Genomic DNA, 22,809 nt, shown 5'->3' with positions numbered 1-22,809 from the left:
TTTACAAAAATAGTCCCCGACGGATTATTCCCCGACGGCCTTGTAGCTTCTAGGGACATTCAGCCGCCAGGTTCCGAGGCTGAAGGCCTTCCCGTGGGTCACCTTCTTCAGGCGTATTTCAAGATATTTGGCACCGTCGCGCTCGAACACGATTCTTTCGGCCAGCGTACGGCCTTCGAAGGGCCTATAGTCCAGGAATTTCAGCACCTCGGGCTTGCCGCCACTCCCCTTCTTCGAGATCCATTCCACCTGCCCGTCACGCACCGCATACGTCAGGCGAATTCCCATGGCGTCATCCGCCTCTACAAGTTTCAGGCCCGCGGAATCCCGCTCCGACACCGGTTTCGCACCCGCGGGTACATATTGCCCGTCAAAGAAACCGGCAATCTGGTGAATGTTCACCGTCGGGATAGAGGGTTCACCGAAAAGCCCCACCATGTAGCCCGCGCCCTTCATGTAGAGTTTCTCCGTCGGGAAGGTCATCGTCCAGCCTTCTTCCTGCCACAGGAGCGAGGCAACGCCAATCCCCATCGCGCCCGTGAGTTCCATGCGGTAGCGCTTCCCAGGTACCGAGAACAGTACCGCGTCCAGATTCTGTTCCTTGCCGTTCTGGTCCACGAGGGTTATCGCCATCTTCGCGCGAAGGCTATCAAGTTTCGGCGCTTCGGGTGCGCACGCCGCACTCGCCGCACCAGCATTTGCCGCGTCGGCATCTGTTGCACCGGCCACGCATTTCGCCGCAGACGGTTCCACTGCGGGTTTCGACGACGCACACCCCGCAAGCCACACAGTCACGGCACAAAGCACAGCGAGCGCAATGCGGTTCACGAAAGCAGTGCGATTTAAGACAAACAAACGCATGAATACTACTTCTTGCCCTTCAAGAATTCAAGCGCAGCCGGGTTCTTGGGCTTGAGTTTCAGGAGCTTGCGGTAGGTTTCAGCCGCCTCGGTCTTCTTGCCGGCGGCCGCCTGTATCGCGCCCAGGTGTTCCAGGTACTCTTCATCGTCCTTGAACTTTTCGGGATTGACCTGCATGATCACCTCGAGCGCTTCCTGGAAGCGGCCCAAGCGGTAGAGCCCCCATGCCTTGGAATCTATAATCGCATCGGGTTTGTCGCCCTTTATCGCGTCGAGCGCCTTGAGTACGAGCGAATAGCCGTATTCCACCTCGGCCTTGTTGCGGTTCAGGTTAATGAGCGTATAGCCGTAGTAGTTTGCCACCTCGGGGTAGTCGAGCTTTTGCAGCTGCGGCGACTTGAGGATTGCCTCGAACATTGCAAGCATCTCGTCTATGCGGCCAAGACGTTCGAGGTTCCGAGCCATCGTAAAGCGGAGCTCGACATTGTCGGGTTCCTCGGCCAGAATACTTTCCCAGAAAAGTTCCGCCTTCGTGCGCGCCTCGCGTGCAGCGGCACGGTTCAGGGAATCCTTCAGGGATTCCTTCGGCTTGCCCGCAGTGAGATTTTTGAAGAAATCCGTAAACACGGTCTTGCGTTCGAGGTCGCGCGCCTGAATCATGAGCACGTCGGCATAGGCACGCTGGAACCTGCGGTGTTTCGCCTTCGCGGCAGCCATCAGTTTGTTCAGTTGTGCGGAATCCACGACCGCTTCCATCGGGCGCCAGTTGCTCCACACGCCGAGCATCGAATCTAGCAGTGCATACGCCTTGTTGAATTCCTTCGCCGTCCCCAAAGCAAGCGCAAGGAACACCTTCCCTTCGCCCTGCAGCAGGGAATCCGCCTGTTCCGCATAACGCACACCTTCCTTGTTCTGCCCGCGGCCAAAAGCGATTGCCGAAAGGGTCCTGCAAGCCTGCGCACCCGCCTCCTTGTCGTTCACGAGTTTCAGGTGTGCGCTCTCGAGGTGCACCTTCGCGCTGTCAACCTCGTGCAGCATATACTCGTTGAGCCCGAGGTGATACACCAGCTCCGGCACGCGCACGCCATCGTTGTAATACTTCTTCTTGAGGAACTCGAGCACTGGTTCGCGCGGGCCGTTGACAAACGTAAGGAGGGCAAGTTCGATCATCATCGCATCATGCTCTGTCGAACCCGTAATGGTATCGGCAATTGCGCGCGCCTCCACATACCGTTTCTGCAACACTAGGGCATGCATGCTCTTCGCCAGGTATTCCCGTTCGCCCGTGGCCTCGTACGCCTTGTAGAAGAGGTCCACCACCAAGGAATCCTTCCCCGTTTCCACAAGAAGGCCCATCTGCCGATTCAAAAGCGACTTTATGTAGTTGGTCTGCGGCAAGAGAATTTCATACACGCGGACCAGTTCTTCCTTGTCCTGCACCGCTTCCAGGAACAGGCTATAGTCATAGAGGAGCGTCATGTCCTGGCTCTTCGAAGAATCCAAAGCGAGGACAAAGTATTTGCGCGCCGAATCGGCAATGCCTTCGCGCACGTAGACTTTAGCCATGAACTCGTACTGGCTCGCAAGGTGCTTTCCGGGGAGCTGGTTCGCACGCTGCGCCATCGCAACCGCGGCGGAATCCATTCCGGCATCGAAAAAACGCTGGGCGACGGCAAAGGCCAGGAACCGGCTTTTCGGATCCGCCTGGGATGCCACATACCACAAGGAATCCGCTTCGGCACGCAAACCGCGACGGTCCATATCCAATGCATTGATAAAGGCAAAATGTGCCAGATCCAGGTCCTGTTTCTGGGTCATGGAATCTGCGGCCACGGAAGATTCTCCAGCCGGAGCCGGCGATGCCGGGAGAGCCTCAGCCTTCTTCGCAGGAGCAGAACTGCACGCTGCCAGGGCGGCGCACATTACTGCAACAAGGAATTTGGCGACGGACTTCATAGGCGCTAATCAACGATGACAAAGTCAATCTTCGAATCGGGTTTCAGGTAATCCCCTTCCTTCGGGGCCGTTTCAAGGACCGTTCCCGGACGCTCTCCGTTTTCGCCCTTCACGCGCTTAATCCTGCCGACCTGGAAACCGAGTTTTTCAAGTTTCGGATAGACATCGTCCATGATTTCGCCCTCGAACGAAGGAAGCATGACCTTCCCCGTGGTGGCCCCCGCCGAAATAACCACCTTGATGGTGTCGCCCATACGGACCTTGTTGCCCGCCATGGGCTCGGTACGGATGACAACTCCGCGGGGAATGCTCGCATGCGCGCCCTTTACGATTTCGCCCTGCACGAGGCCGGCACGGGTAAGCGAGATTTCGGCCTGCTTCTGGCTCTTGCCTCGCAGGTCGGGAATTTCCACTTCGCGGACACCGAGACTCTTCGTGAGCTTCACCGTGCGTCCGAGTTTTGCAGTCCGACCGGCGGCCGGCAGTTGCACGAGCACCATGCCCGCAGGCACCTGGGCGCTATAGCGGCCCTCTTCCAGCCATTCGCACTTGAAACCGGCGGAATCGAGCGTTTTCTCCACGGCGATAGAATCGAGCCCTTCGAGATTGGGAACAACACCGGTACTCGCGAAGTGTCCGGAAAATACGGGCAACACAATCTTATCTACCGAGAAAGCGAGGACAACAATCAAGACAATCCAGAACAAGAACGCCTTCACGATAGAAGACTTCTTGATCCAGGAAACTAGCTTATTCAAAATCGATTTTAGTTTGCTCATAATAGAACTGGAACGCCATGCCAGACAGGCCTCCCCTCGGCCGCCGGAATGGCACTAGCAACTAAGCATTACCCTTTGGTCGCCTTCTCTTGCAAAGCGCTCTCGTCGAAAATGACGATGTCCTTGCCGGTCATGGCAATCGCGTTCGTCTTCACCAAAAGCGAGCAGATGCGGCTCACGGTTTCGCGGGTCGTGCCCGACATGTCGGCCAGCTGCTGCTGGGTCGGGCGGTTGTGGATGACCGTCACCATGTTGCCGTTGTCGGTGTGGATGCGGACGCCGCGTTCTTCCATGAGGTTGAGGAGGGTGCCGGCCACGCGCCCGCTAACAGACATCGTGGAAAGGGACCCGATCTGGCGGTTCGCCTTGCGGAGGCGCTTGCTGAGTTCGCTCAGGAGGCCCATGGCAATCTCGGGAGACTGGCGGATGAGCTGCAGGAAGGATTCACGGTGGATGATGAGCATCTGCGCGTCGGTCACGGTGCGCACCGAGGCAGACCTCGGTTCGCCGTCGATGAGCGACATTTCGCCGAAGAAATCACCGCGTTCCAAGAAGCTGAGGATCGTCTCACGCCCATCGACGCCGGTCATGTAGACCTGCACCGAGCCCGACGCGATGAGGTACAAGGCCTGCACCGAGTCGTCGCCTTCGAGCACCACCGTCTCGTCGCGATTGAACTTCTGAGACACCACCAAGTTGGCGAGCATCCCAATCTGCTCTTCACTTAGTTCTGAGAAAAGCTCTACGCCTTTCAGCAATCCGAGAATAGTAGCATCCACCATCTTAATTCTCCTGTCTTAAGTTAAGTCACGTTATAGCCCCAACCCCTTTGCGAGGCCAGAATCGATTACAATACTTTGATCGCGCTTGGCGCCAATAGAAATCATACCAATTTTCACGTCAACAAGTTCTGCCAATTTCTGCAAATATTTTTTTGCGTTCTCCGGGAGCTCGTCGTAACTGCGGCACTTGGTCGTATCGCACTTCCAGCCGGGCATTTCCTCGTACACCGGAGTGCAGCGGCCCACCTTCGAGAGCTGGTTCGGGATAAAGTCGAGCTTTTCGCCGTCGCATTCGTAGTGGGTGCAGATCTTGACCGTGTCGAAGGTGTCGAGCACGTCGAGCTTGGTGATGGCGAGGTGCGTAAGGCCGTTCACCACGGCCGCCTTGCGGACAACCGGGGCGTCGAACCAGCCGCAACGGCGGTTGCGGCCCGTGGTGGCGCCATATTCGTTACCGATCTTGCGGAGCGTGTCACCCGTCTCATCCAAAAGTTCCGTCGGGAAGGGGCCGTTACCCACGCGGGTCGTGTACGCCTTCACCACGCCCCAGACTTCGTCCAGGGCCGTAGGTCCGACGCCCGCGCCGCAGCTCGCGTAGCCCGCGACCGTGTTGCTCGAGGTGACGAACGGGTAGGTACCCTGGTCCACGTCGAGGATAGTGCCCTGGGCGCCCTCGAACACGAGGCGCTTGCCGGCCTTCACGGCCTTGTAGAGCATCTCGCTCACGTCGGTCACGAACGGCTTGATCTTCTGGCCGAGCTCGAGGTAGTCCTTGATGACCACTTCGGGGTCGATCGCCGGGACGTCGTACATCACGGTAAATTCTTCGTTGTGGACCTTCGCCATCGCCTCGACGCGGGGGCGCAGTTCGCGCTCGTCCATGAGGTCACCCACGCGCACGCCAATGCGGTTCACCTTGTCACTGTAGCAGGGGCCAATACCGCGGCCCGTCGTGCCGATGGCAGCCTTGCCCGCCTTTTTCTCTTTCGCCTTGTCGAGCGTGGAGTGGTACGGAAGCACCACGTGGGCGTTGTTCGCAATAAAGAGGCGGCCTTCCGGGTTGATTCCCTTCGTGTGGAGGTCGGCAATCTCGGCGAGCGTCTGGATGGGGTCGAGCACGACACCGTTACCGATGACGCAAATCTTGTCCTGGTGCATGATGCCCGAGGGTATCAGGTGGAACACGAACTTCTGGTCGCCCACCTCGACGGTGTGGCCCGCATTCGCGCCACCCTGGAAGCGCACGATGATATCCGCATCGAGCGTCAAGAAATCAACAACCTTCGCCTTACCTTCATCGCCCCACTGGGAGCCGATTACAACACGATTTGCCATATATCCTTCGTTTTTGTGACCCGGAGCAAAGCCTTGGCGGGCAGCCCGCGGGTCGATTGCTTGTTTAAAACGCGAAATTGCAACGCGGGGGATTTCCCTGCGCCCTTTTTCGCTTTAAAGATAAAAAAGTGGTTTTGAATTCGGCTCCACAACCGAATGAAAATGAAGCCCGAGAGGGCCACAAAGGGAGTTTTGCACCTAAAAACACCCAAAAACAGCCCACTTATAGGCACATTTTTATAAAATTTTATACAAACTAACATTCTCGACAAGCCCCCGTCGCAACATTCGAAAGCGGCGCCAACCCGCTCTCCGCAAGACAGGCGCAAGGCTACATCAAGGCGTTTTTTGGGTAATTCCAACCACATGAAAAAAGAGTGCACCCCTCCTGTAAATTTTTATGTATATTATAATTAGATACATACTTTAAGAGATTGCTCTTATTCTCGAATCTGAAATCTGGTAAATTTCTACAACTCGAGAGAATAGGACAAGCACTCGCACCCCATGGGTGTGGGACGTGTTTGTACTTTTCCACGAGTAAGGTTTACCAGAACCGCAGATTCGGTAAGTGCAAAGGCGATTCCACACTTTTTTCGTCTTTACACCGAATATGGCCATCTCTTACATCAAGGAGATGGATATGAAACAGCATGTCTACATTCTGACCCTGTCAGTTGCAGCGGCACTCGCCACACTGAGCGCCTGCGGCGACGATTCCTCGACAGGCAACCATGCGGAAGAACCCGAAAACGCCGTTCCCATGGATTCGGTCGCGACAGACGATGACCTGCCGAGCTGCACCGAGAAGCGCCAGGAGTCAGTCGCATTCGTCGAAGACGATTCCTCTATCTGCATCTGCCTCGACGAAAAATGGGAAGAGGCCGAAAGCGTCGCCGCGACACGGGAAGACCTACCCAACTGCTCCGACAAGCGCAAAGGCGTCTCAGCCTACGTTCTCGACGAGCACGGGTTCCTGACATGCACCGATGGCCGCTGGAAATCCGATTCAAAGGAACCGGAATCATCCGAAGCAAAATCCAGCTCTTCCAAAAAGACAGACAAGTCCAGTTCGTCCGGCGAAAAGAACAGCTCCGGAAGCGAGAAGGTTTCTTCGGCAAAGGACGAATCCTCCAGTTCCGCCGAAGCGAAGAGCTCTTCTTCTGATAAAGAAGCGAAATCCAGCAGTTCCTCGAAAGGAACGTCCGCAAAGAATTCGCTGACAGCGACAATCTACGATACCGACGCAACGTTGCACCCTGCTTTCTCGTGTTATCAATCGAATCCTGGGGCAGCAGCCAGCGAAGGTTGCCAAACTGGCGCCCAGGGAACAGATTCCAAGATTGCCATAAAAGCCGCTACTGACTGTTCCGGCATAATTCAAGGAATAGTCGAAACGACTCTTGGTTCCGACAAGAAGCCCGTACTCACCGAAGCTGGCGAAAAGTGCTTTATTGAAGACAAGTTCTTCAACCAGTTGTTCAACTATACAGAAGGAGTCAACGAAGCGGTCGCCTGGGAAATGCCATTCCCAAAGAATGACAACGGGATATGGATGTTCAATTCGGACTCCACCATTGACGGAACCAAAATCGGAGGGTTCTTCCCCATCGAAAACACAACGGACGATGACATCTTGACTGTCGGAGGCAAGAAGCTGGGGCCGTTGGCAGATGCCAGGACAAAGAGGGATAGCGAAGGGAATTATCCCCTCAAGGATTCCGTTGATTTTTACCACTATTGCAACACTTTCGGTTGGACAAGCGGAACGGATTGCAACGGCGGATTTTACGCGTTGGACTACGTTCAAGAATTTTGGGACTGGAGCATATACCCTCAAGGACATTGGGAAGCCCCCCGCAACCATCACTTCTGCATGGAAATCCACGGGACGTTCACCTATTCCGACACGCTGGAAGCAGGCTTCTCCGCCTCGGGCGACCAGTGGGTCTTTATCGGGAAAAAACTCGCGGTGGATAACGGCGGCACGCACGTGAACGCTCCGGGATTTGTCCAGATGAAAGCGCTGAACAAGACCTACAGTTCGTTCATGAAAGAGGGCGAGAAATACCCGATTGACGTATTCTTCTGCGCACGTCGCACAAGCCTGAGCGACTTCAGCATGTGGACAAACTTCCCGATAACGCAGGAATAACGACAGCCTACTTCGCGAGCGCCTCGATTTCGGCGCGGCTCAGGTAGGTGCGCTCGTTCAGGGCCTGCGCAATCTTGCAGAGCTGCGCCTGGCAGGCCATCAGGATGTTGTAATCCTGCTCGACCACGTTCGTCTCGGCCAGCTGAAAATAGTAGCACGCCGCCTGGAACTTCTGGTAATCCGGATCGCTCTTGTAGAGCTCCATAGGCAGTTCCTTCATGACGGTATCGAGGTCGCACTTGAAATCCTTGCGCATCAGGAATTCCGCGATATGGCCCGCCATCGCGATATGAGCATCGCCCTCGAGTTCCGATCCCGCGATGTGCGTGGTGCCCGGCTGCTCCCTGGAATTGTTCATCTTCACGTAATCCAGCGGACGCTTGAACAGGAACGCGACGAGCGCGTGGCCCGCCTCGTGATTGCACAACTTCTTGAATTCTTCTTCCCCGAAAAACTGCACCAGCGATTCACGCGTCAAGACTTGTTCCGGCATTGCGAAACTCCTTTTTTAGCCGGATAAAATATATGAAAATTACAGGCGTTCCCCATTCAGCGTGTTATTGACAAGGCGCGTCCTTTCCTTGTTATTCGCATCAAAGTATATCGGAAGCGCAGGTAATCCCGCCGCAGCGTCACCCGAGCAACGGAAGGAACAATTTTCAAAGTCTCCCGAAGCTTCTGGCATAATGGCTGCGGCACACTTTATGTAATCTATCTTGCAGTTATTGAACGTTCCATGCGCCCCGATATCTATACGGAGCGTAATGCATTTTTCGGAAAACATCAGGCAATCGACAAACGAGCACTGCGCGAAATGCCACAGCGACACGCTCGGTTCATTTTCTCCATGGAACGAACAGGCCTTAAAAGAGGCCGATGGAAATTCACCCGATAAAAAAATACTCTTAGAATTTCCTTTAACCAGCACGCCTTTTTCAAAGACGCAGTTTTCAAAAGTTGATTCACCTTCATAGATTTCGACTTTTCCCGTGAAGACCTGACCTATGTAATTTCCTGGAGCCATATTCCCTCACCGCATTGTGGTTCAATCATAAATATATATTATATTTATGTCATAAAATGACATAAATAATTTTCTTTCGTTCCTACCTACCTAAAAAATATTGAGTAGATAAACAGGAACGCCAAGAATATCCCTGTAAGGCATCCGCCGCACAGGGCTATTTCCCGTTGTGCCCACCGCGCCTTGCGTAGTCGGCATCGACGTTTGCCTTCCACTGGCGGGCGTTCTTGCGATTGTTACGGATGTCGCTCATCAGGCAGCATTCCGCCTCGTACATGACTCCGATTCCGGGTTTGTCGTTCACGAAGTTTGCGGCGCGATCCTCGTCGATGCCGAAGTTCCTTGCGGTCTCGATGGCGTCGATGTTTGCACCGAGGAAGATAAATTCCCAGCCGTACTTCTGCTTCTGGCGTTCAATCATCTGCTTCACGCGTTCGGCGGTGTACTTGCGGCTCGAATTCTCGTAGCCGTCGGTGGTGATGACAAAGATGGTCTTTTCGGGGCGGTCTTCGTCGCGGGCGTACTTGTGCACGTTGCCGATGTGGTGAATTGCCCCGCCGATGGCGTCGAGGAGCGCGGTGCAGCCACGGGCGTAGTATTCCTTTTCGGTGAGCGGCGCAATGTTTGCAAGCGGGGTGCGGTCGTGGAGCACTTCCATTTCGGTATCGAAGAGCACGGTAGAGACATACGCCTCGCCCGTCTCCTGTTTCTGCTTGTCGATGGTGCTGTTAAAGCCCCCGATAGTATCCTTTTCGAGCCCGCTCATGGAACCACTGCGGTCCAAGATAAATACGATTTCGGTGAGTCCCTGTTTCATGATTGCCTCCGTGCCGCTATGAATGCGGCTTAGGTAGTGGTCGCTGGCTTGGTGCGTTCGCACCTTCACATTTGCGACCGGTTAACGATGGCAATAATAGATGCTAGGTGAGGCGTTTTGGTCGCCTGGCAGGCGACATTTTAAGCGCCTAGAGTCGGCAGCCCGAACTTGAAAAGCATGTTATTGATTTCCCAGATATCGTACATTCCGCGCTCGATAAAGTACGAAACGACCAGGTCGCCCCTGTTGGAGGGCGAAAGCGCGAGTTCCGCGCGGGCGAGCAAGTCCTTTGTCTCGTCCATGTTCAGGTGGAGCGCGATGGCAAGCGCGAGGGCCGTCTTCTTGGTGGGCTTGTACTTCACGTTGCTGCGTATCTTGGAAAAATGCTTGCGGTCGAGATTCGCCTTCTTGTAGACTTCCACGTCGTCCAGGTTCTTTTCGTGAATGAGATTGAAAAGCTTGTCGCAGAAGGTTTCGCCAGGTTTCGCGAGAATGTCATCGAGGCTTGCCGAGCTTTTTTCTGCCAGTTTCATCGCGCAATAGAGAGGTTCCTCGGCAGGAATCTGCGGCGATTGCAGGGCCATGTCTTCGCATTCCTCGTCGGGAACGTTGCGACCTTGCCAGCGCCGCCTTGCATACCTGCGCACACCCTCGTATTTATCTTGTACGTAATTGTCGTCGATAAACGCCTGGATATCGCTGTACAAATCCTCGGAAACTTCGAACGCCTTGCGGTCAAAAACCACGAGGGTCACCAGCATTTCGTTTATCTGCAAGAACTCGCCGATAGTTTGCGTTGCAATCCTTACGGCGTAATCCTTCGGAAACCGGAACACCCCGCTGGAAATAAGCGGGAAGGCGATGGACTGGCAGCCCAGTTCCTTTGCCTTCTCGAGGGCATTACGGTAGCAATTTGCGAGCGCGAGCATTTCGCCGGACTTGCCGTCATTCCACTTTGGCCCCACGGTATGGATGATATACTTCGCGTCTAGCGCGAACGCGGGCGTCACCGCCACCTCGGCAACATCCAGCGGGCCAACCTGCTCGCGGGCCTTCAGCAGATCTTCGCGGCCTGCGGCCTCGTAAATCTGGTATTCGGTACCGCCCCCGCAAATAGGGTGCCTATTCGCGGAATTTACGATGGCATCAGCCTTGACCTTGGTAATGTCGTTGCGTACAATCTCGAAGGGCATTACTTACTTTTCTTGTAGCGCTCGATGCATTCCTGGTAAAAGTCGTACGTCTGCTTGGCGATGGACTTCCAGCTGAACACATCCACGGCACGCTTGCGGCTCACCTCGCCCATCTTCTTCGCAAGTTCCGGGTCTGCGAGAACCTTGTTTAACTTGTTCGCAAAGTCGGTCTGGAAGGCCTTCGGGTCGGCAGGCTCGAAATCCGTCTCGGACACGTGCTTGAGCGGCACCAGGAATCCGGTTTCGCCGTCCACGATAATCTCGGGAATCCCGCCCACCGCAGAACCCACCACCGGCGTCCCGCAACTCATCGCCTCGAGGTTGATTATCCCGAACGGCTCGTAGAGCGAGGGCGTGGCAAACACGGTCGCATGGCTGTAGAGCACGCGGAGTTCCTCGTGCGGGACGGCTTCCTGAATCCACACCACGCCGTCGCGGGTGGCCTGGACCTTTTCGATAAGCGACTTGCATTCCTCGGCGAGTTCCACCGTATCGGGAGCACCCGCGCAGAGCACCACCTGCGCCTTCTTGTCGATTTGCGGAATGGCCTGGATAAGCTGGCTAATGCCCTTCTGGCGCGTAATGCGGCCCACGAACAGCACGTAGGGGCGGTTCGGGTCCACGCCCCACTTCTCGAGGATGCCCGCATTGAACGTCGGCGCGTAGAATTCCGGGTCGATGCCGTTGTAGATAACCTTCACGCGGTCCTCGGGCACGCCATAGAGTTTCATCACGTCGCGCTTCATGCCCTCGCTCACCGCAATCACGCCGTCGGCAGCCTCGTAGGCCGTGCGTTCAATCCAGCAGCTCATGGCATAACCGCCGTCACCGAGCTGTTCCGCCTTCCACGGGCGGTGCGGTTCCAGCGAGTGCGTGGTGAGGATTAGCGGGCACTGCAAAAGGCGGCTCGCAAGCACGCCGCCAAAGTGGCTGTACCAGGTATGGCAATGGATTACGTCGATATCCTTGAGGGTAGCGGCCCACTGCAGGTTGATATCGAGCGGCTTGAAAATTTTCTGGAAACGGTCATCTTCCGGATTCAGCCCGATCTTGCGCGAAAAGCCCAATGCACGGATATTGTCCTCGTCGACATCCTGGTCTCCGAAGCAGCGCGCCTCGATGTGACAAAGCTTTGCGAGTTCCTGCGTGAGGAACTTGACATGGATACCTGCACCACCGTAAATCTCCGGCGGGAACTCATTGGTCAGAATTGCTGCGTTCATGCGATAAACTCCGGTTTGACGTTCCTAGACTTCATTAAAATAGTAATTATATCATAGAAAAAGAGCCTATTATTAAATTACATCTTTTTTCAAAATATCTATTTTTCAAGGAAAAACGGGATAACGCGAATGTACAAGAAATTACTGACAAGCCTGTTCTTCGCCTCGTGCGTCACGGCCCTCCATGCAGAACCGAACTGCACCAGCGGTGATCCGGTCAACGGGTGGGGCAATGCCACCCCGGAAGACGAAGCTCAGTGCGCCAAGGAATACTACGAGAACCTCCTGAAGAACGATCCCGACAAGTTCTTCGAGGTCTGCAAGCTGGACGGATGCCCGGTCAAGTGGAACGACGTGATGCTCTACGCCGCCGCATCGAATGTTCTCGCCGGAGGCCACGACCCCAACAGCAGGCTGCGCGACGACAATACCGCGACCGCCTGGGCCGCCAAATGGGAAGGCCAGAAGAACCTGACCATCGCCATCAAGGTGAAGGCCAAGGTCATCGCAGGATTCAGCATCGCGAACGGCTACCAGAAAACCGACGAGGATTTTGAAAAGCACGGCGCCATCAAGAAAATTTCCATCTACCATGACGCCGTCACCGAAGCGAACAAGGTCGGCACCTTCGAAATCAACAAGCAGAAGGAAATCCAATACTTCCCCTTCGACAAGCTCCTGAGAGGCGCCGGCAAGCTTTTCTGCCGCATCGAGGAAGTTCACGAAGGCGAAGCCGCGTCCGTAAGCGCATCCGAATTCAGGGTCTGGGGCAACTAGCCACCACCCCCAAGACAAGCCTCTATAAAAAGTGCCCCGCCGGTATGGCGAGGCACTTTTTTGGAGTGAGTGTGGAGATTCTTAGAAGTTCTTGCACTGGCCTTTCCACTTGCCATCGTGGCCGGCGATGTTTCCGTCGATGTACTTGCCGCTGGTGCCTACGAAGTCTGCCTTACGCCATTCTTCGCCACCGAGATGCCAGCGCATCCAGGCAACCGTAGCGGCCATGCCGTCCCACGAGCCGGAACCGTGACCGTAACCGCATTCCCTGCGGCCGGGAGCGACTTCGTAGCATTCGGTACCCTTGCCACCCGTCATCTGGATAAGGCATGCAGGTGCCTTGACGTTCGCGTTGTTGTAATCGTTCTCGGCGTTGCCGCGTTCCATGCCGCCTTCACCGTAGAGGATAGCGATAGTCCGGTCGGTCGCCACCTTCATGGCACCGGCTCCGCCCCAGTCACCGCTGTTGTTGAGGAATGCGGTAAGCACGCGCCTGTCCTTGATGAGGGCCTGTTCGGATTCAAGACCGCCCATGGAGTGGCCCGAGCAACCGACCGTATTCATGTCGAGCTTGCCAAACAGCGGGCTGTTCGAATCCTTGTTCAGCCCATCCAGCCAGTCGAGAGCCTTGATGGCCTGGGTCGCGTTGCCCGGAGATTCCTTGAGGGCAATCACCACGAAACCGTGAGAGGCAAGACGACGAATCATGCCCTCGTAAGCACTCGGTTTAGTACCACCACCGGGGCCCCATACCACAACGGCATGCTTTTGGTCCGGATTGTCGGTCAAGCGCTTGGGGTACGCAAGGATTCCTTCCCCATCCCAGCCGGTATTCGTCTTGTACTCGACTTCCATATAGTTCTTTTCTTCTTCCTTGTCGTTCGCAAGGAAAATTTTCGGCACGGCGGGCTTCGCTTCTTCGCTGGAAGAAGAAACGACCGGAGCCGCCTCGCTAGAAGAAGATTCAGCCGAAACCGATTCGCTGGAAGCGGGCGCGACCATTTCGGAACTTGTCGGGTTTACATCGGCACTACTCGTCGGATTTACGACCGGATTTGTCCCAGGGCCGCAAGCATCGGGCAGGCTAGAGGCCAAGCAGGCATCGTCGCCGCCCGGAGTCACCGTCCCGTCCCCCATTTGGGAGGGATCGACCATGCCCGAAGAACTAAGCGCGGCAAGCGGATCGTTCGGATCGTATTGCGGGGCATTGGTCAACGCGGAATCATCGCAGTTGACAACGGCGAAAGCAGCACTAGCAACCACGAGGCCCTTCGCCAGATTCCTGAAGAATCGAGATTTCATTGTATTACTCCTTGTTCTGCTCCGTAACCGCATATAAAGATACCTCGCAAAAAAAGGAAAAACTCGCGGCTTACGCGAGTTTCCATGGACAATAAATCCAAAAGCGGCAATTTAACGGGGCGCGTAGATGCGCGACATAAACTCGGCGCGGGTCTTCTCGTCGGTCTTGAAACGGCCCAGAAGCTGGGTCGTGACCATCGTGGCACCGGGCTTCTTTACCCCGCGCATGGTCATGCACATGTGGGATGCCTCGAGCACCACCGCGACTCCCTTCGGGTTCAGTTCCTTCTGGATGAGTTCGGCAATCTGGCGGGTCATGCGTTCCTGGATTTGCGGAAAGCGCGCATAGAATTCCACCACGCGGGGAATCTTGGAAAGGCCCACCACGCAGTCGCCCGGAATGTAGGCTACGTGCGCCTTGCCCGTAAACGGCAGAAAATGATGTTCACACATGCTCGCGAACTCGATATCCGGCACGATAATCATCTCGTCGTACTTCTCGTGAAAGCGCGTCTTGAGGATATCCTCGGCACGCATCTCGCCCGAAAGGCCGGTCATGAGTTCGGCATACATCTTCGCGACACGCTTCGGCGTATCGAGCAAGCCTTCACGGTTCGGATTCTCGCCCATGCCGGCGAGAATCATCCGGAAGCCATCTTCCATCATCTTCAAGTTCATGCGGGCAAAGATAGAAAAATTACTTCCGTGTCATCGGAGCGCTAGTCCTTCAAGCAACGGACACTATGACGAACACCAGGGTCATCGGGGTATCCACTTGGCATCGTAGCCATCTCCACACGAACATACCGGACATCTACATCTTGCGGGCGGTTCGATTCGTTATACCAGCCACATTCCTCTTCGAAACCGGTATAATCGGGAGAGACTTGGGCAACATTTTTGTCTTTGCACTTTTTAAAGAGCTCGGATAATCCCGTACCGGATAATTCATCATCGTCCCAGCGAAGGGTCCAATCCGAAACCCAGAATGTAGCCGAATTGCCAAAGGTGTAATCACCACATGAAATTTCCCCCGCCTTGCATTGTGAATAAGCCGTATCGCAGTCGGTATAATAGCAATACATTCCTTCGTGGTCACTTTCTGCGGGAGTGGGTATCTCGGAGAAGCCGTAAGTATCGAAATATTCGGAATCTTCGCCCCAGCCGGTTTTGGACCTGAGCAAAACATCTGCTATCTGCAAGCCATCCATTTCGTGCAATTCCGTAAGACTATCTACGACTCCAGAGGGATCATATCTCGTAACGAATGCGGCCAGTGTATCCCAATCTTCTACAGAGGGCAGGCGCCAGCCCTCAGGGCACGCTTCCTGGGCGGTTTTCCAGTTGTAAACGCTTCCATATTTCAAACAGTCCTCATCGTCGTCAAAACAGATGCGTTTACCCTTTTCCGCCTCAAAGCGTAAGTTCTCTTTCATCCACACCTGGTTCCCAATAGTGATGGTCTTGTATTCTTCCTTGTCGCGGGAATCCTTCAACGTACCAGTGTTCTTCTCCACATCTACGGCCCAGCCCGTATCTTCGCACTTGTAGTAAGAAAGGACGCCTTCCGGCTTCGCAGAATCACCGCGATTGTAGCTGGTGCAGCCCTTATTCAAGAAATTCTTTTCGAAACTGGTCGTCTCACGGAATGTTCCGTCATCGCAAACCCAATTGTCATTTTGAACAAGTTTCCCATCCTTGGTACAATCGCCAAGATCGAGAGCCTTATTCCAGAACATTTTTACAAAGCGTTCAAAATCTGGGACAGTCTCGCCCCAGGCCTCCATGTTCTTGCGAATCGAATCCAGGTCGGCCCTAGATGCCCATTCCGCCATTTCGTCCATCAGCCCCTTGTCCTTGAAAACTCCTTCTTCGAGATCCCTAGTCAAGCGGGCCATGCGCTCCGTAAATTCACTTTCGCTTAGGTCTCCCAGCACAATGACGCTGAGCGCAAGCAATGCCGCCGCACCATCACCTTTACCGAAAATATCAATATCTTCGGAAGCTTCGATATCGCCTATAAACCCAAACGAAGCAAGCAATTCACGATGCGCCTGGCGTTTTGCCGCAATGAAATGCGGGTTTTCCGATGGCACATCCTTATAGACTTCAAGCGAATCAGCCTGGGAAGCCGAATCAAGTACCGCCAATACGGAATCGCGATAGGCCTTTTCTTGAGCAACGGCTTGGAGAGCCAGTTTCGTGACGCGGGCGACTTCTAGATGAGTAAACAGGTTGACATTCGCATTATCTCGGTCAGATAGATCCACGAGCGCAGTCATTACGATAGGACTCTGCGAATTCTTGCCGGTCACTTCGTTACGGTAGTAGCCGTTCACTTCGACAAGCGCATATTGCGATGCAAGATCCACGCTTGCAATGGAATATTCTCCTTTGTCATTCCGTGTGAATCCCTTGAAACTCTTGCCCGTCTGCAAAAGCGATCCGCCGTCCAGTTCCTGCACCGTGACAGAAGAGCCCGCAATGAATGGCCCCTTCTGCGATATTCCAGAAATGGTTTTGTCCTTAATTGAATGCGCTTCTGTGGAGCTTTCGGAATCTCCGCAACCTGCAAGCAATAAAGAACCGCTCAAAAGAGCTACTGATGCAAACCCGGTTTTTGACAAAAAGCTATTCATAGGGCCTCCCTATTTTGAAACACGTTCAACCTCTTAATATAAACTATTCGGAAGAAAAAGGTCCAAAAACCTCTGCACCAGTGAGATTAGTCACATCGCCTACTGGATATTGACTTTCACCAAGGCGCCAGCGCCCTTGGCAATATATATACCGTGCGGAATGTTTTCGAGCGACATGCCGTTTATCGCGGTGCGGACAAGCGTTCCGTTCAGGTTGAACAGCCTGATTTCGCCCGCAGATTCCAGGCGGTTGCCCATGCGGACAATCCCGGAGGTCACGCGCGCCAAGCCCTCACCCAACTGCGCGCCGTTCACGATTCCCGTCGTTTCGCCGCTGTTCACGTAATCGCCGAGCCCGTAGGCACTGCGCATAATCTTCAGCACGTCCATATCGAACACGGAGCCGTCCGGCGCGGACTGCCTGCGGATAATGGTCATGTTGTTTTCGCCCTCGTGGCCCGTATCCCAGGCGATGGGCACCACCTTGTTCTGTTTCGCGAGCTTCATCACGGCGTCGTAATAGGCAAGGCGGCCCTTGCGGTGCTTCGCGTAGTTGTCGCCCGTCAGCACGCCCACGCGGTCGTTCGCGCCGAACTCGCCGATAATCACGGGCACGCCCTTGTCCACAAAGTTCGTCTTCATCTTGGCAAACTGACTTTCAATCTGTGCGCTCGTACACTTGTCGCCCATTGCGCCCGCCCAGGCGTTGTAACCGCAGTTATGCACGATGTCATTCCCTGTCGCGAGGTCATCGCCCCAATAGTATTGCGGATAAACTTGCGCGCCCCAGTCGGCAATGTCGTTCATGAGCGTGTAGGTGTACGGGTCATAAAAATGCACCTCGACCATCAGGCGGTTTTCAATCACGTCCTTCGGGAGTTTCGAAACCGGCATCACCTCGGTCGTGCGGTCGATACTTGTGGAAGGTCCCTGGATTACAAGAGTACGGCTCGCATTGTTGCCGCCCGTCGCACGCACCGCATCCACGAATGTCTGGTGGTACACCATCAGGATTTCCGTCTCGTGCCTGTAGTTGTCGTCGGTAGTCGCGGGCTCGTTCGCGCTCGCAAAGAGCAGGTTCTCGTTATAGTCCTTGAAACGCGTCGCAATCTGCGTCCAGTAGGCCTTCTGCTTCGCGTTCACCTCGTCCTTCTTTTCATCCTTCAGGTTCTCCTCGAGCCAGCCGCCGTCCCAGTGGATGTTCAGGACCGTCACGAGGCCTGCGCGCATGCACATGTCCACCACCGTCTGCACCGAGTCCATCCAGCTTTCGTTAATGACGCCGTTACTCGCGTGGCTGTCCCAAGCGCAGGGAATGCGGATGGTGTTGAACCCCGCCGCCTTCACCGAATCGATGTAGGCTTCTGTCGGGAACTTGTTGCCCCAGCCCGTGGGGTTGCCCGGAACTTCCATCGTGTTGCCGATGTTAATCCCGAAACCCATCTTGTTGAACATTTCGCCCGCCGTCGGGAGCGTTTCGGCATTCGCGAGCACAGCAAGCGACGCCACGGAGAAGGAAGCGGCCAGCGCCGCAGTCCTGAGTCTGCTTTTAAGCATAACATCCCTTTAAGGCGCGAAGGCGCCTTCACTTCAAACAACACTTGAAATATATATGGATTTACGGCCCGCAGGCACCGCCAGGCCGTTTTTCCCATTGACAAAATGTCCTTGAACTGGATTTCTTTGCAAAAAAGTCGGGTTTTAGCCGAATTTACACAAATACGACTTCATTCCCGGTGCGTTCGGTGACGTTCCGGTTCGGGAGGCCACTCTCCGTATCGGCGTAGCCGATGGCAACGGAGGCGTACACGCGCTCGTCTTCCTTAAGGCCGAGGCCGCGCAGGTATTCGAGGAGCGTCGGGTCTTCGTTCAGCCACTTGAGCTGGTTGATGTAGCAACTGCCGAGGTCGAGTTCGTTCGCCGCAAGCATCATGTTCTCCACGGCGCAGGCCACGTCGGCCATGTTGTTGCCGTATTCCTTCCTGTTCGCGACCACAATCAGCACGGGCGCCGTATAGCAGAAGGAGTAGTTCCCCTTGCGGGCGAGCGTGATGGAATTCTTGAGGCTCTTGTACAGGTCTTCGCGGAGTTCCATCTTCGCGAACGCAGCCTGCACGAGTTCCTTGAGCTTTGCAATCACCGAAGCATCCGAAATCACGAAGAAGTGATTCGTCTGAGCGTTGCCGCCGGTAGGGCCAAACTGACCCGCCTCGACAATCTGCTTCAACTTCTCGAGTTCCACAGGCTGTGCCTTGAACTTGCGGGTACTGCGACGTGTGCGTATTGCTTCGAGTGTGTTCATACTACTTGTCTAGCGGGAGCACGAGGATACGCGAGTTGCGCTTCTGGTTGTAGTGGTCGCGCTTGCTCTTGGGCAAATCCTCGACCGTACCATCCTCGAATCCGAAGTGGTAGAACCAGTCAAGCGCCTGCGTGGTCAGCAAGAACAGCTTACTGTAGCCTTTCATGCGCCCAACAGAAATCAGGTGCCGCACGATGGCATCGCCAATGCCCGACTTGCGGTAGTTCGCGCCAACCGCGATACCCGCGACCTCGGCCATCCCGTCTTCGAACTCGTGCAAGGCGCCGCAACCGTGAATGCTGTTGTCGATGCTGTACACCACGTAATCCTTGAGCTTCTCGGAAATGCTTTCCTGCGTACGCGGCACCAGGTAGCCCTTCGCGATGTAGTCCTGCATGATGCGCAGGATATCGGGGATGTCCTCGATGTTCGCGGGCCGGATACTCGAGTACTGGTTCGCGTACACCATGGTACCGTCGCCCCGCGCGCTGAAGACTTCCTGCAGCACGCTGCCCTGGAATTCACCGCTCAGCAAATGCACGCGGTTCGCACCCGCCTCGCACGCCCGGATGGCGTTCATCAGGTAGTCCATCTGCGCAAAGTCGAGCACGTCGGAATTGAGTTCCAGCAGTTCCTTCGCCTGGTCCACGTCCAGTGCCGAAATCACGCCCGAGTCCGTCGGCTCCAGGTACTTCGTGTTCTTGCCGGTCACGAGCCCCTTGAGCTTGATGCCGTTCTCGTTACCGATAAAGAAGAGTTTGCCCACCTGCATGTACTTGCAGATTTCGGTCGCAAGTTCCGTAGAACTGATATTGTAGGCATGCCCGATCTTGTTCCAGCCGATAGGCGGAATGATAGGCACGAAATTTTCGTCAAGCAGCTGCTCCAGAATATCGCGCTGAATCCGCTCAATCTTTCCGGTGCGCATGTAGTCCACGCCGCCAATCACGCCAAGGCTCCGGGCCAGCACCCAGTTGCCCTGGATACCGCTCAGGCCGCTCGCCGTGAGGTGGCTCATGATGCGCTGGGCAACCCCGAGGCTCGCCTGCTCAATGAGGGGCAGGGCCTCCTCGCTCGTAAGCCGAACGCCACCCTCGAACTTGCTTTCAAGTTCCCAGGCCTTCAACTGTGCGTCGATACTGTTTCGCGTACCCGGCACGATAATGATGCGGATACCCGCCTTGTGCAGCAGGGCGATATCCCGCATGAGCACGGGGAACAGCGGATGGTCCATCAGGCCGTCGTCAATCTTCAACACGAACAGCTGGCCCTTGAACCGGTCCATATAGCCGAACACTTCCCGGATGAATCCGGCAACTTCGAAGTGCTGGGAATAGAAATCGGACGCAGTGTTGTTCATATTTCTTACTTCTTCTTGCCCTTCGCAGGCTTCTTGCTATCCTTCGCGGGCTTTGCAGGTTCGGCAGCCTTCGGCGCTTCGGCGGCAGGCTTCTCCTCGGCCTTCGGGGCCTCTTCGGCAGCGGGGGCGGCCTCGGCCGGAGCGGCAGGGGCAGCGGCGGCATCGGTTGGCGAGCCCGTCGAGCCATCCACGGCCGGAGTCTCGGCATACACCTTCAGGAGTTCCACCTCGAACACGAGGAGCGCATTCGCGGGAATCATCGGCGGCACGCCGGCCTCTCCGTAAGCAAGCGCGCTCGGAATCCAGGCCTTCACCTTCATGCCTTCCTTCATCACCTGGAGCAGGTCCTGCCAGCCCTCGATCACGGCATTCACCGGGAATTCCAGCGGCTCGCCGCGCTTCACGCTGTTGTCGAACTCGGTACCGTCAAGGAGCGAACCCACATAGTGCACCTGCACCTTGTCGGAAGCCTTGGGGGTAATGCCCGCGCCTTCCTTAATTACCTTGTACTGCACTCCTTTGGTCGTCACCTTCACCGTGGAATCCAACACGTTCTTCGCGAGGAACTGAGCCTGCTCCTCGAGAGCCTTCTGGGCGGCGGCCTTCGCGTCGGCTTCCTTCTTCTGCTGCATCTGCAAGAGCAGGCCCTGGAGCGCCTGCTCGGAAGCGGAATCCGTCATGAGCACCTTGCGGCTCGTGTCCACCTCGTCCTTGATGGCGGCGATAATCACGTCGAGCTTGAGGGGAACTTTTATTTCGGCAATCGCCCTGCCAAGATCCATACCCAGGGCGTAACTGTAGCGGTCGACCGTGCTGTCGAGGGAAATCTTCGTTTCGGGGGCAACCGCGGGAGCGGGAGCCGGAGTCGGGTCTGTCGCGGGAGCAGCGTTCTTGTTTCCGCCACAGGCGACAAAAACCAGGCAAGAGGCAGCAATCGGGGCTAAAACAGAAAATTTCATACAGGAAAACCTTTTTTGGATGTTAACATAAGAAAAATAGGTAATTTCGCTCACACCCGCCTCCGAAAAGGGGCAAGATTGCGTGAATCACCTCACAAAAAACCTGCTTTGTAAACTTCTATAAACATTTTCTATTGCGGAAGGGCGCTGCATGTACTATTTTTTATAAGCAGGAAGAGAAAGGTACAGCTTATGACCAGCAACTTTATGAATATCGTAGCGAAAGCAAGCGAGAACAAAAGTCGCTTCGACACGTCTATGCTCGGCCTCAAGGACGAACTTGAGAAATCGGTGAGCCGCGACGCCAGCATGGTGCGCGCACACGTGAGACATTCCAAAGGCACAACCGGCTGGCTCCCGGGAGCCCTCTCCTACCCCTGGATTTTCGTCTGCATCGTAATTCCTGCCGTCATGGACATGTTCGTCTAGGCGCCACTTTTCTATCTTTGTTGCCGTAAAACAGCGCACCCGCGCACCGGAGACATTATGGCAGCACTCATCCTCGACGGCAAGGCCCTCGCCAAGACCACTGAAGAAGAACTCAGCGCCCGCGTGGCGAAACTCAAGGAAAAGACGGGCAAGACCCCCATCCTCGCCACCATCCTGGTGGGCGACGACCCGGCGAGCGCCACCTACGTGAAGATGAAGGGCAACGCCTGCGCCCGCGTGGGCATGGAAAGCATCCGCGTGGTGCTCCCGAAGAACACCACCACCGAGGAACTCCTGAACAAAATCCAGGAACTCAACGACAACCGCGACGTGCACGGCATTTTGCTGCAGCACCCGGTTCCGCGCCACATCGACGAGCGTGCCGCCTTCGAGGCCATCGACGCCCGCAAGGACGTGGACGGCGTGACCTGCCTCGGCTTTGGCCGCATGGCAATGGGCGAACCCGCCTACGGTTGCGCGACTCCCGCAGGCATCATGCGACTCCTGAAGGCATACAACATCCCGCTCGCGGGCAAGCACGCCGTCGTGGTGGGCCGTAGCGCGATCCTCGGCAAGCCCATGGCCATGATGCTTTTGAACGCAGACTGCACCGTGACCATCTGCCACAGCAAGACGCAGAACCTCCCCGAATTTGTGGGTCAAGCCGACATCCTCGTGGGTGCGGTCGGCAAACCCGAGTTCATCAAGAAGGAATGGATCAAGCAGGGCGCGGTCGTGGTCGACGCCGGCTACCATCCGGGTGGCGTGGGCGATATCGAGAAGGGCCTCGACGACGTGGCGAGCGCATACACTCCGGTTCCGGGCGGCGTGGGCCCCATGACCATCAACACGCTCATCTACCAGAGCGTAGAAAGCGGCGAAAAATATTTGGGATAATTCGGGAGCGAAGGGCGCGG

At 55.6% G+C, this 22,809-nt stretch carries 21 protein-coding genes; 4 read left to right on the top strand and 17 right to left on the bottom strand.

What is annotated here, in order from left to right; all coding sequences use genetic code 11:
- Positions 1–24: 24 nt before the first annotated feature.
- The 5 genes from B4B27_RS08145 to B4B27_RS08125 all read right to left on the bottom strand — a co-directional run bounded on the left by B4B27_RS08145 (position 25) and on the right by B4B27_RS08125 (position 5,712).
- Complete coding sequence (locus B4B27_RS08145) at positions 25–861, bottom strand: hypothetical protein (RefSeq protein ID WP_290725468.1); 837 nt, start codon at positions 859–861, stop codon at positions 25–27.
- A 5-nt stretch (positions 862–866) separates the two neighbouring features.
- Positions 867–2,816 carry a hypothetical protein gene (locus tag B4B27_RS08140; RefSeq protein WP_290725465.1) on the bottom strand — a complete coding sequence of 650 codons (1,950 nt, stop codon included), beginning with the start codon at positions 2,814–2,816 and terminating at the stop codon, positions 867–869.
- A gap of 5 nt (positions 2,817–2,821) precedes the next feature.
- On the bottom strand, positions 2,822–3,595 hold the full coding sequence (locus B4B27_RS08135; protein WP_290725463.1) for a PASTA domain-containing protein: 774 nt from the start codon (positions 3,593–3,595) through the stop codon (positions 2,822–2,824).
- A 68-nt stretch (positions 3,596–3,663) separates the two neighbouring features.
- Positions 3,664–4,377, bottom strand: coding sequence for a Crp/Fnr family transcriptional regulator (locus B4B27_RS08130; protein WP_290725461.1), 714 nt, complete (start codon positions 4,375–4,377; stop codon positions 3,664–3,666).
- A gap of 30 nt (positions 4,378–4,407) precedes the next feature.
- Complete coding sequence (locus B4B27_RS08125) at positions 4,408–5,712, bottom strand: adenylosuccinate synthase (protein ID WP_290725458.1); 1,305 nt, start codon at positions 5,710–5,712, stop codon at positions 4,408–4,410.
- A 643-nt stretch (positions 5,713–6,355) separates the two neighbouring features.
- On the opposite strand from B4B27_RS08125, the gene B4B27_RS08120 reads away from it, so the two are divergent.
- Positions 6,356–7,867 (top strand): fibro-slime domain-containing protein, encoded by a 1,512-nt coding sequence (locus B4B27_RS08120; RefSeq protein WP_290725455.1) that lies wholly within the window; start codon positions 6,356–6,358, stop codon positions 7,865–7,867.
- Positions 7,868–7,874: 7 nt separating this feature from the next.
- On the opposite strand, the gene B4B27_RS08115 is transcribed toward B4B27_RS08120, so the two are convergent.
- From B4B27_RS08115 to glgA, 5 genes are all read right to left on the bottom strand, one after another.
- On the bottom strand, positions 7,875–8,360 hold the full coding sequence (locus tag B4B27_RS08115) for a hypothetical protein (RefSeq protein ID WP_290725453.1): 486 nt from the start codon (positions 8,358–8,360) through the stop codon (positions 7,875–7,877).
- A 39-nt stretch (positions 8,361–8,399) separates the two neighbouring features.
- Positions 8,400–8,891, bottom strand: a complete 492-nt coding sequence (locus B4B27_RS08110; RefSeq protein WP_290725451.1) for a right-handed parallel beta-helix repeat-containing protein — start codon at positions 8,889–8,891, stop codon at positions 8,400–8,402.
- A 157-nt stretch (positions 8,892–9,048) separates the two neighbouring features.
- Positions 9,049–9,708, bottom strand: coding sequence for a vWA domain-containing protein (locus B4B27_RS08105; protein WP_290725449.1), 660 nt, complete (start codon positions 9,706–9,708; stop codon positions 9,049–9,051).
- Positions 9,709–9,848: 140 nt separating this feature from the next.
- A complete protein-coding gene (locus B4B27_RS08100; protein WP_290725446.1) occupies positions 9,849–10,901 on the bottom strand; it encodes a macro domain-containing protein in 1,053 nt (350 codons plus the stop codon).
- The gene (glgA, locus tag B4B27_RS08095; protein WP_173366448.1) at positions 10,901–12,124 is read right to left on the bottom strand and encodes a glycogen synthase; all 1,224 of its coding nucleotides are present in this window, start codon (positions 12,122–12,124) and stop codon (positions 10,901–10,903) included. Before glgA ends, B4B27_RS08100 begins: the two co-directional genes overlap by 1 nt.
- A 129-nt stretch (positions 12,125–12,253) precedes the next feature.
- Here glgA and B4B27_RS08090 point away from each other — a divergent pair, with 129 nt between their 5' ends.
- Positions 12,254–12,901: an NADase-type glycan-binding domain-containing protein gene (locus B4B27_RS08090; RefSeq protein WP_290725443.1), complete on the top strand. Its 648-nt coding sequence runs from the start codon at positions 12,254–12,256 to the stop codon at positions 12,899–12,901.
- An 81-nt stretch (positions 12,902–12,982) separates the two neighbouring features.
- Here the strand turns inward: B4B27_RS08090 and B4B27_RS08085 are convergent, their stop codons facing one another.
- The 7 genes from B4B27_RS08085 to B4B27_RS08055 all read right to left on the bottom strand — a co-directional run bounded on the left by B4B27_RS08085 (position 12,983) and on the right by B4B27_RS08055 (position 21,463).
- A complete protein-coding gene (locus B4B27_RS08085; RefSeq protein WP_290725441.1) occupies positions 12,983–14,203 on the bottom strand; it encodes an alpha/beta hydrolase in 1,221 nt (406 codons plus the stop codon).
- A gap of 111 nt (positions 14,204–14,314) precedes the next feature.
- On the bottom strand, positions 14,315–14,881 hold the full coding sequence (gene folE / locus B4B27_RS08080) for a GTP cyclohydrolase I FolE (protein ID WP_072813434.1): 567 nt from the start codon (positions 14,879–14,881) through the stop codon (positions 14,315–14,317).
- A 41-nt stretch (positions 14,882–14,922) separates the two neighbouring features.
- Positions 14,923–16,842 (bottom strand): FISUMP domain-containing protein, encoded by a 1,920-nt coding sequence (locus B4B27_RS08075; protein WP_290725439.1) that lies wholly within the window; start codon positions 16,840–16,842, stop codon positions 14,923–14,925.
- A 99-nt stretch (positions 16,843–16,941) separates the two neighbouring features.
- Entirely contained in the window at positions 16,942–18,399 is a 1,458-nt protein-coding gene (locus tag B4B27_RS08070; protein ID WP_290725437.1) for a glycoside hydrolase family 5 protein, read from the bottom strand.
- Positions 18,400–18,553: 154 nt separating this feature from the next.
- Entirely contained in the window at positions 18,554–19,144 is a 591-nt protein-coding gene (locus B4B27_RS08065) for a nitroreductase (protein ID WP_290725435.1), read from the bottom strand.
- A gap of 1 nt (position 19,145) precedes the next feature.
- Complete coding sequence (gene argA / locus B4B27_RS08060) at positions 19,146–20,504, bottom strand: amino-acid N-acetyltransferase (RefSeq protein ID WP_097036320.1); 1,359 nt, start codon at positions 20,502–20,504, stop codon at positions 19,146–19,148.
- Positions 20,505–20,509: 5 nt separating this feature from the next.
- On the bottom strand, positions 20,510–21,463 hold the full coding sequence (locus B4B27_RS08055; protein ID WP_290725431.1) for an FKBP-type peptidyl-prolyl cis-trans isomerase: 954 nt from the start codon (positions 21,461–21,463) through the stop codon (positions 20,510–20,512).
- A gap of 192 nt (positions 21,464–21,655) precedes the next feature.
- Between B4B27_RS08055 and B4B27_RS08050 the strand changes: the two genes are divergently transcribed.
- Both B4B27_RS08050 and folD read left to right on the top strand, forming a co-directional pair.
- Positions 21,656–21,892, top strand: coding sequence for a hypothetical protein (locus B4B27_RS08050; RefSeq protein WP_290725429.1), 237 nt, complete (start codon positions 21,656–21,658; stop codon positions 21,890–21,892).
- Between the two features lie 57 nt (positions 21,893–21,949).
- Complete coding sequence (gene folD, locus B4B27_RS08045; RefSeq protein ID WP_173381687.1) at positions 21,950–22,789, top strand: bifunctional methylenetetrahydrofolate dehydrogenase/methenyltetrahydrofolate cyclohydrolase FolD; 840 nt, start codon at positions 21,950–21,952, stop codon at positions 22,787–22,789.
- Positions 22,790–22,809 lie beyond the last annotated feature (20 nt).

Source organism: Fibrobacter sp. UBA2449, assembly GCF_002342555.1.
Classification (GTDB): Bacteria; Fibrobacterota; Fibrobacteria; order Fibrobacterales; family Fibrobacteraceae; genus Fibrobacter.
Note: the sequence above shows the minus strand (reverse complement) of the source record. Positions and strands in the feature narration are given on the sequence as shown.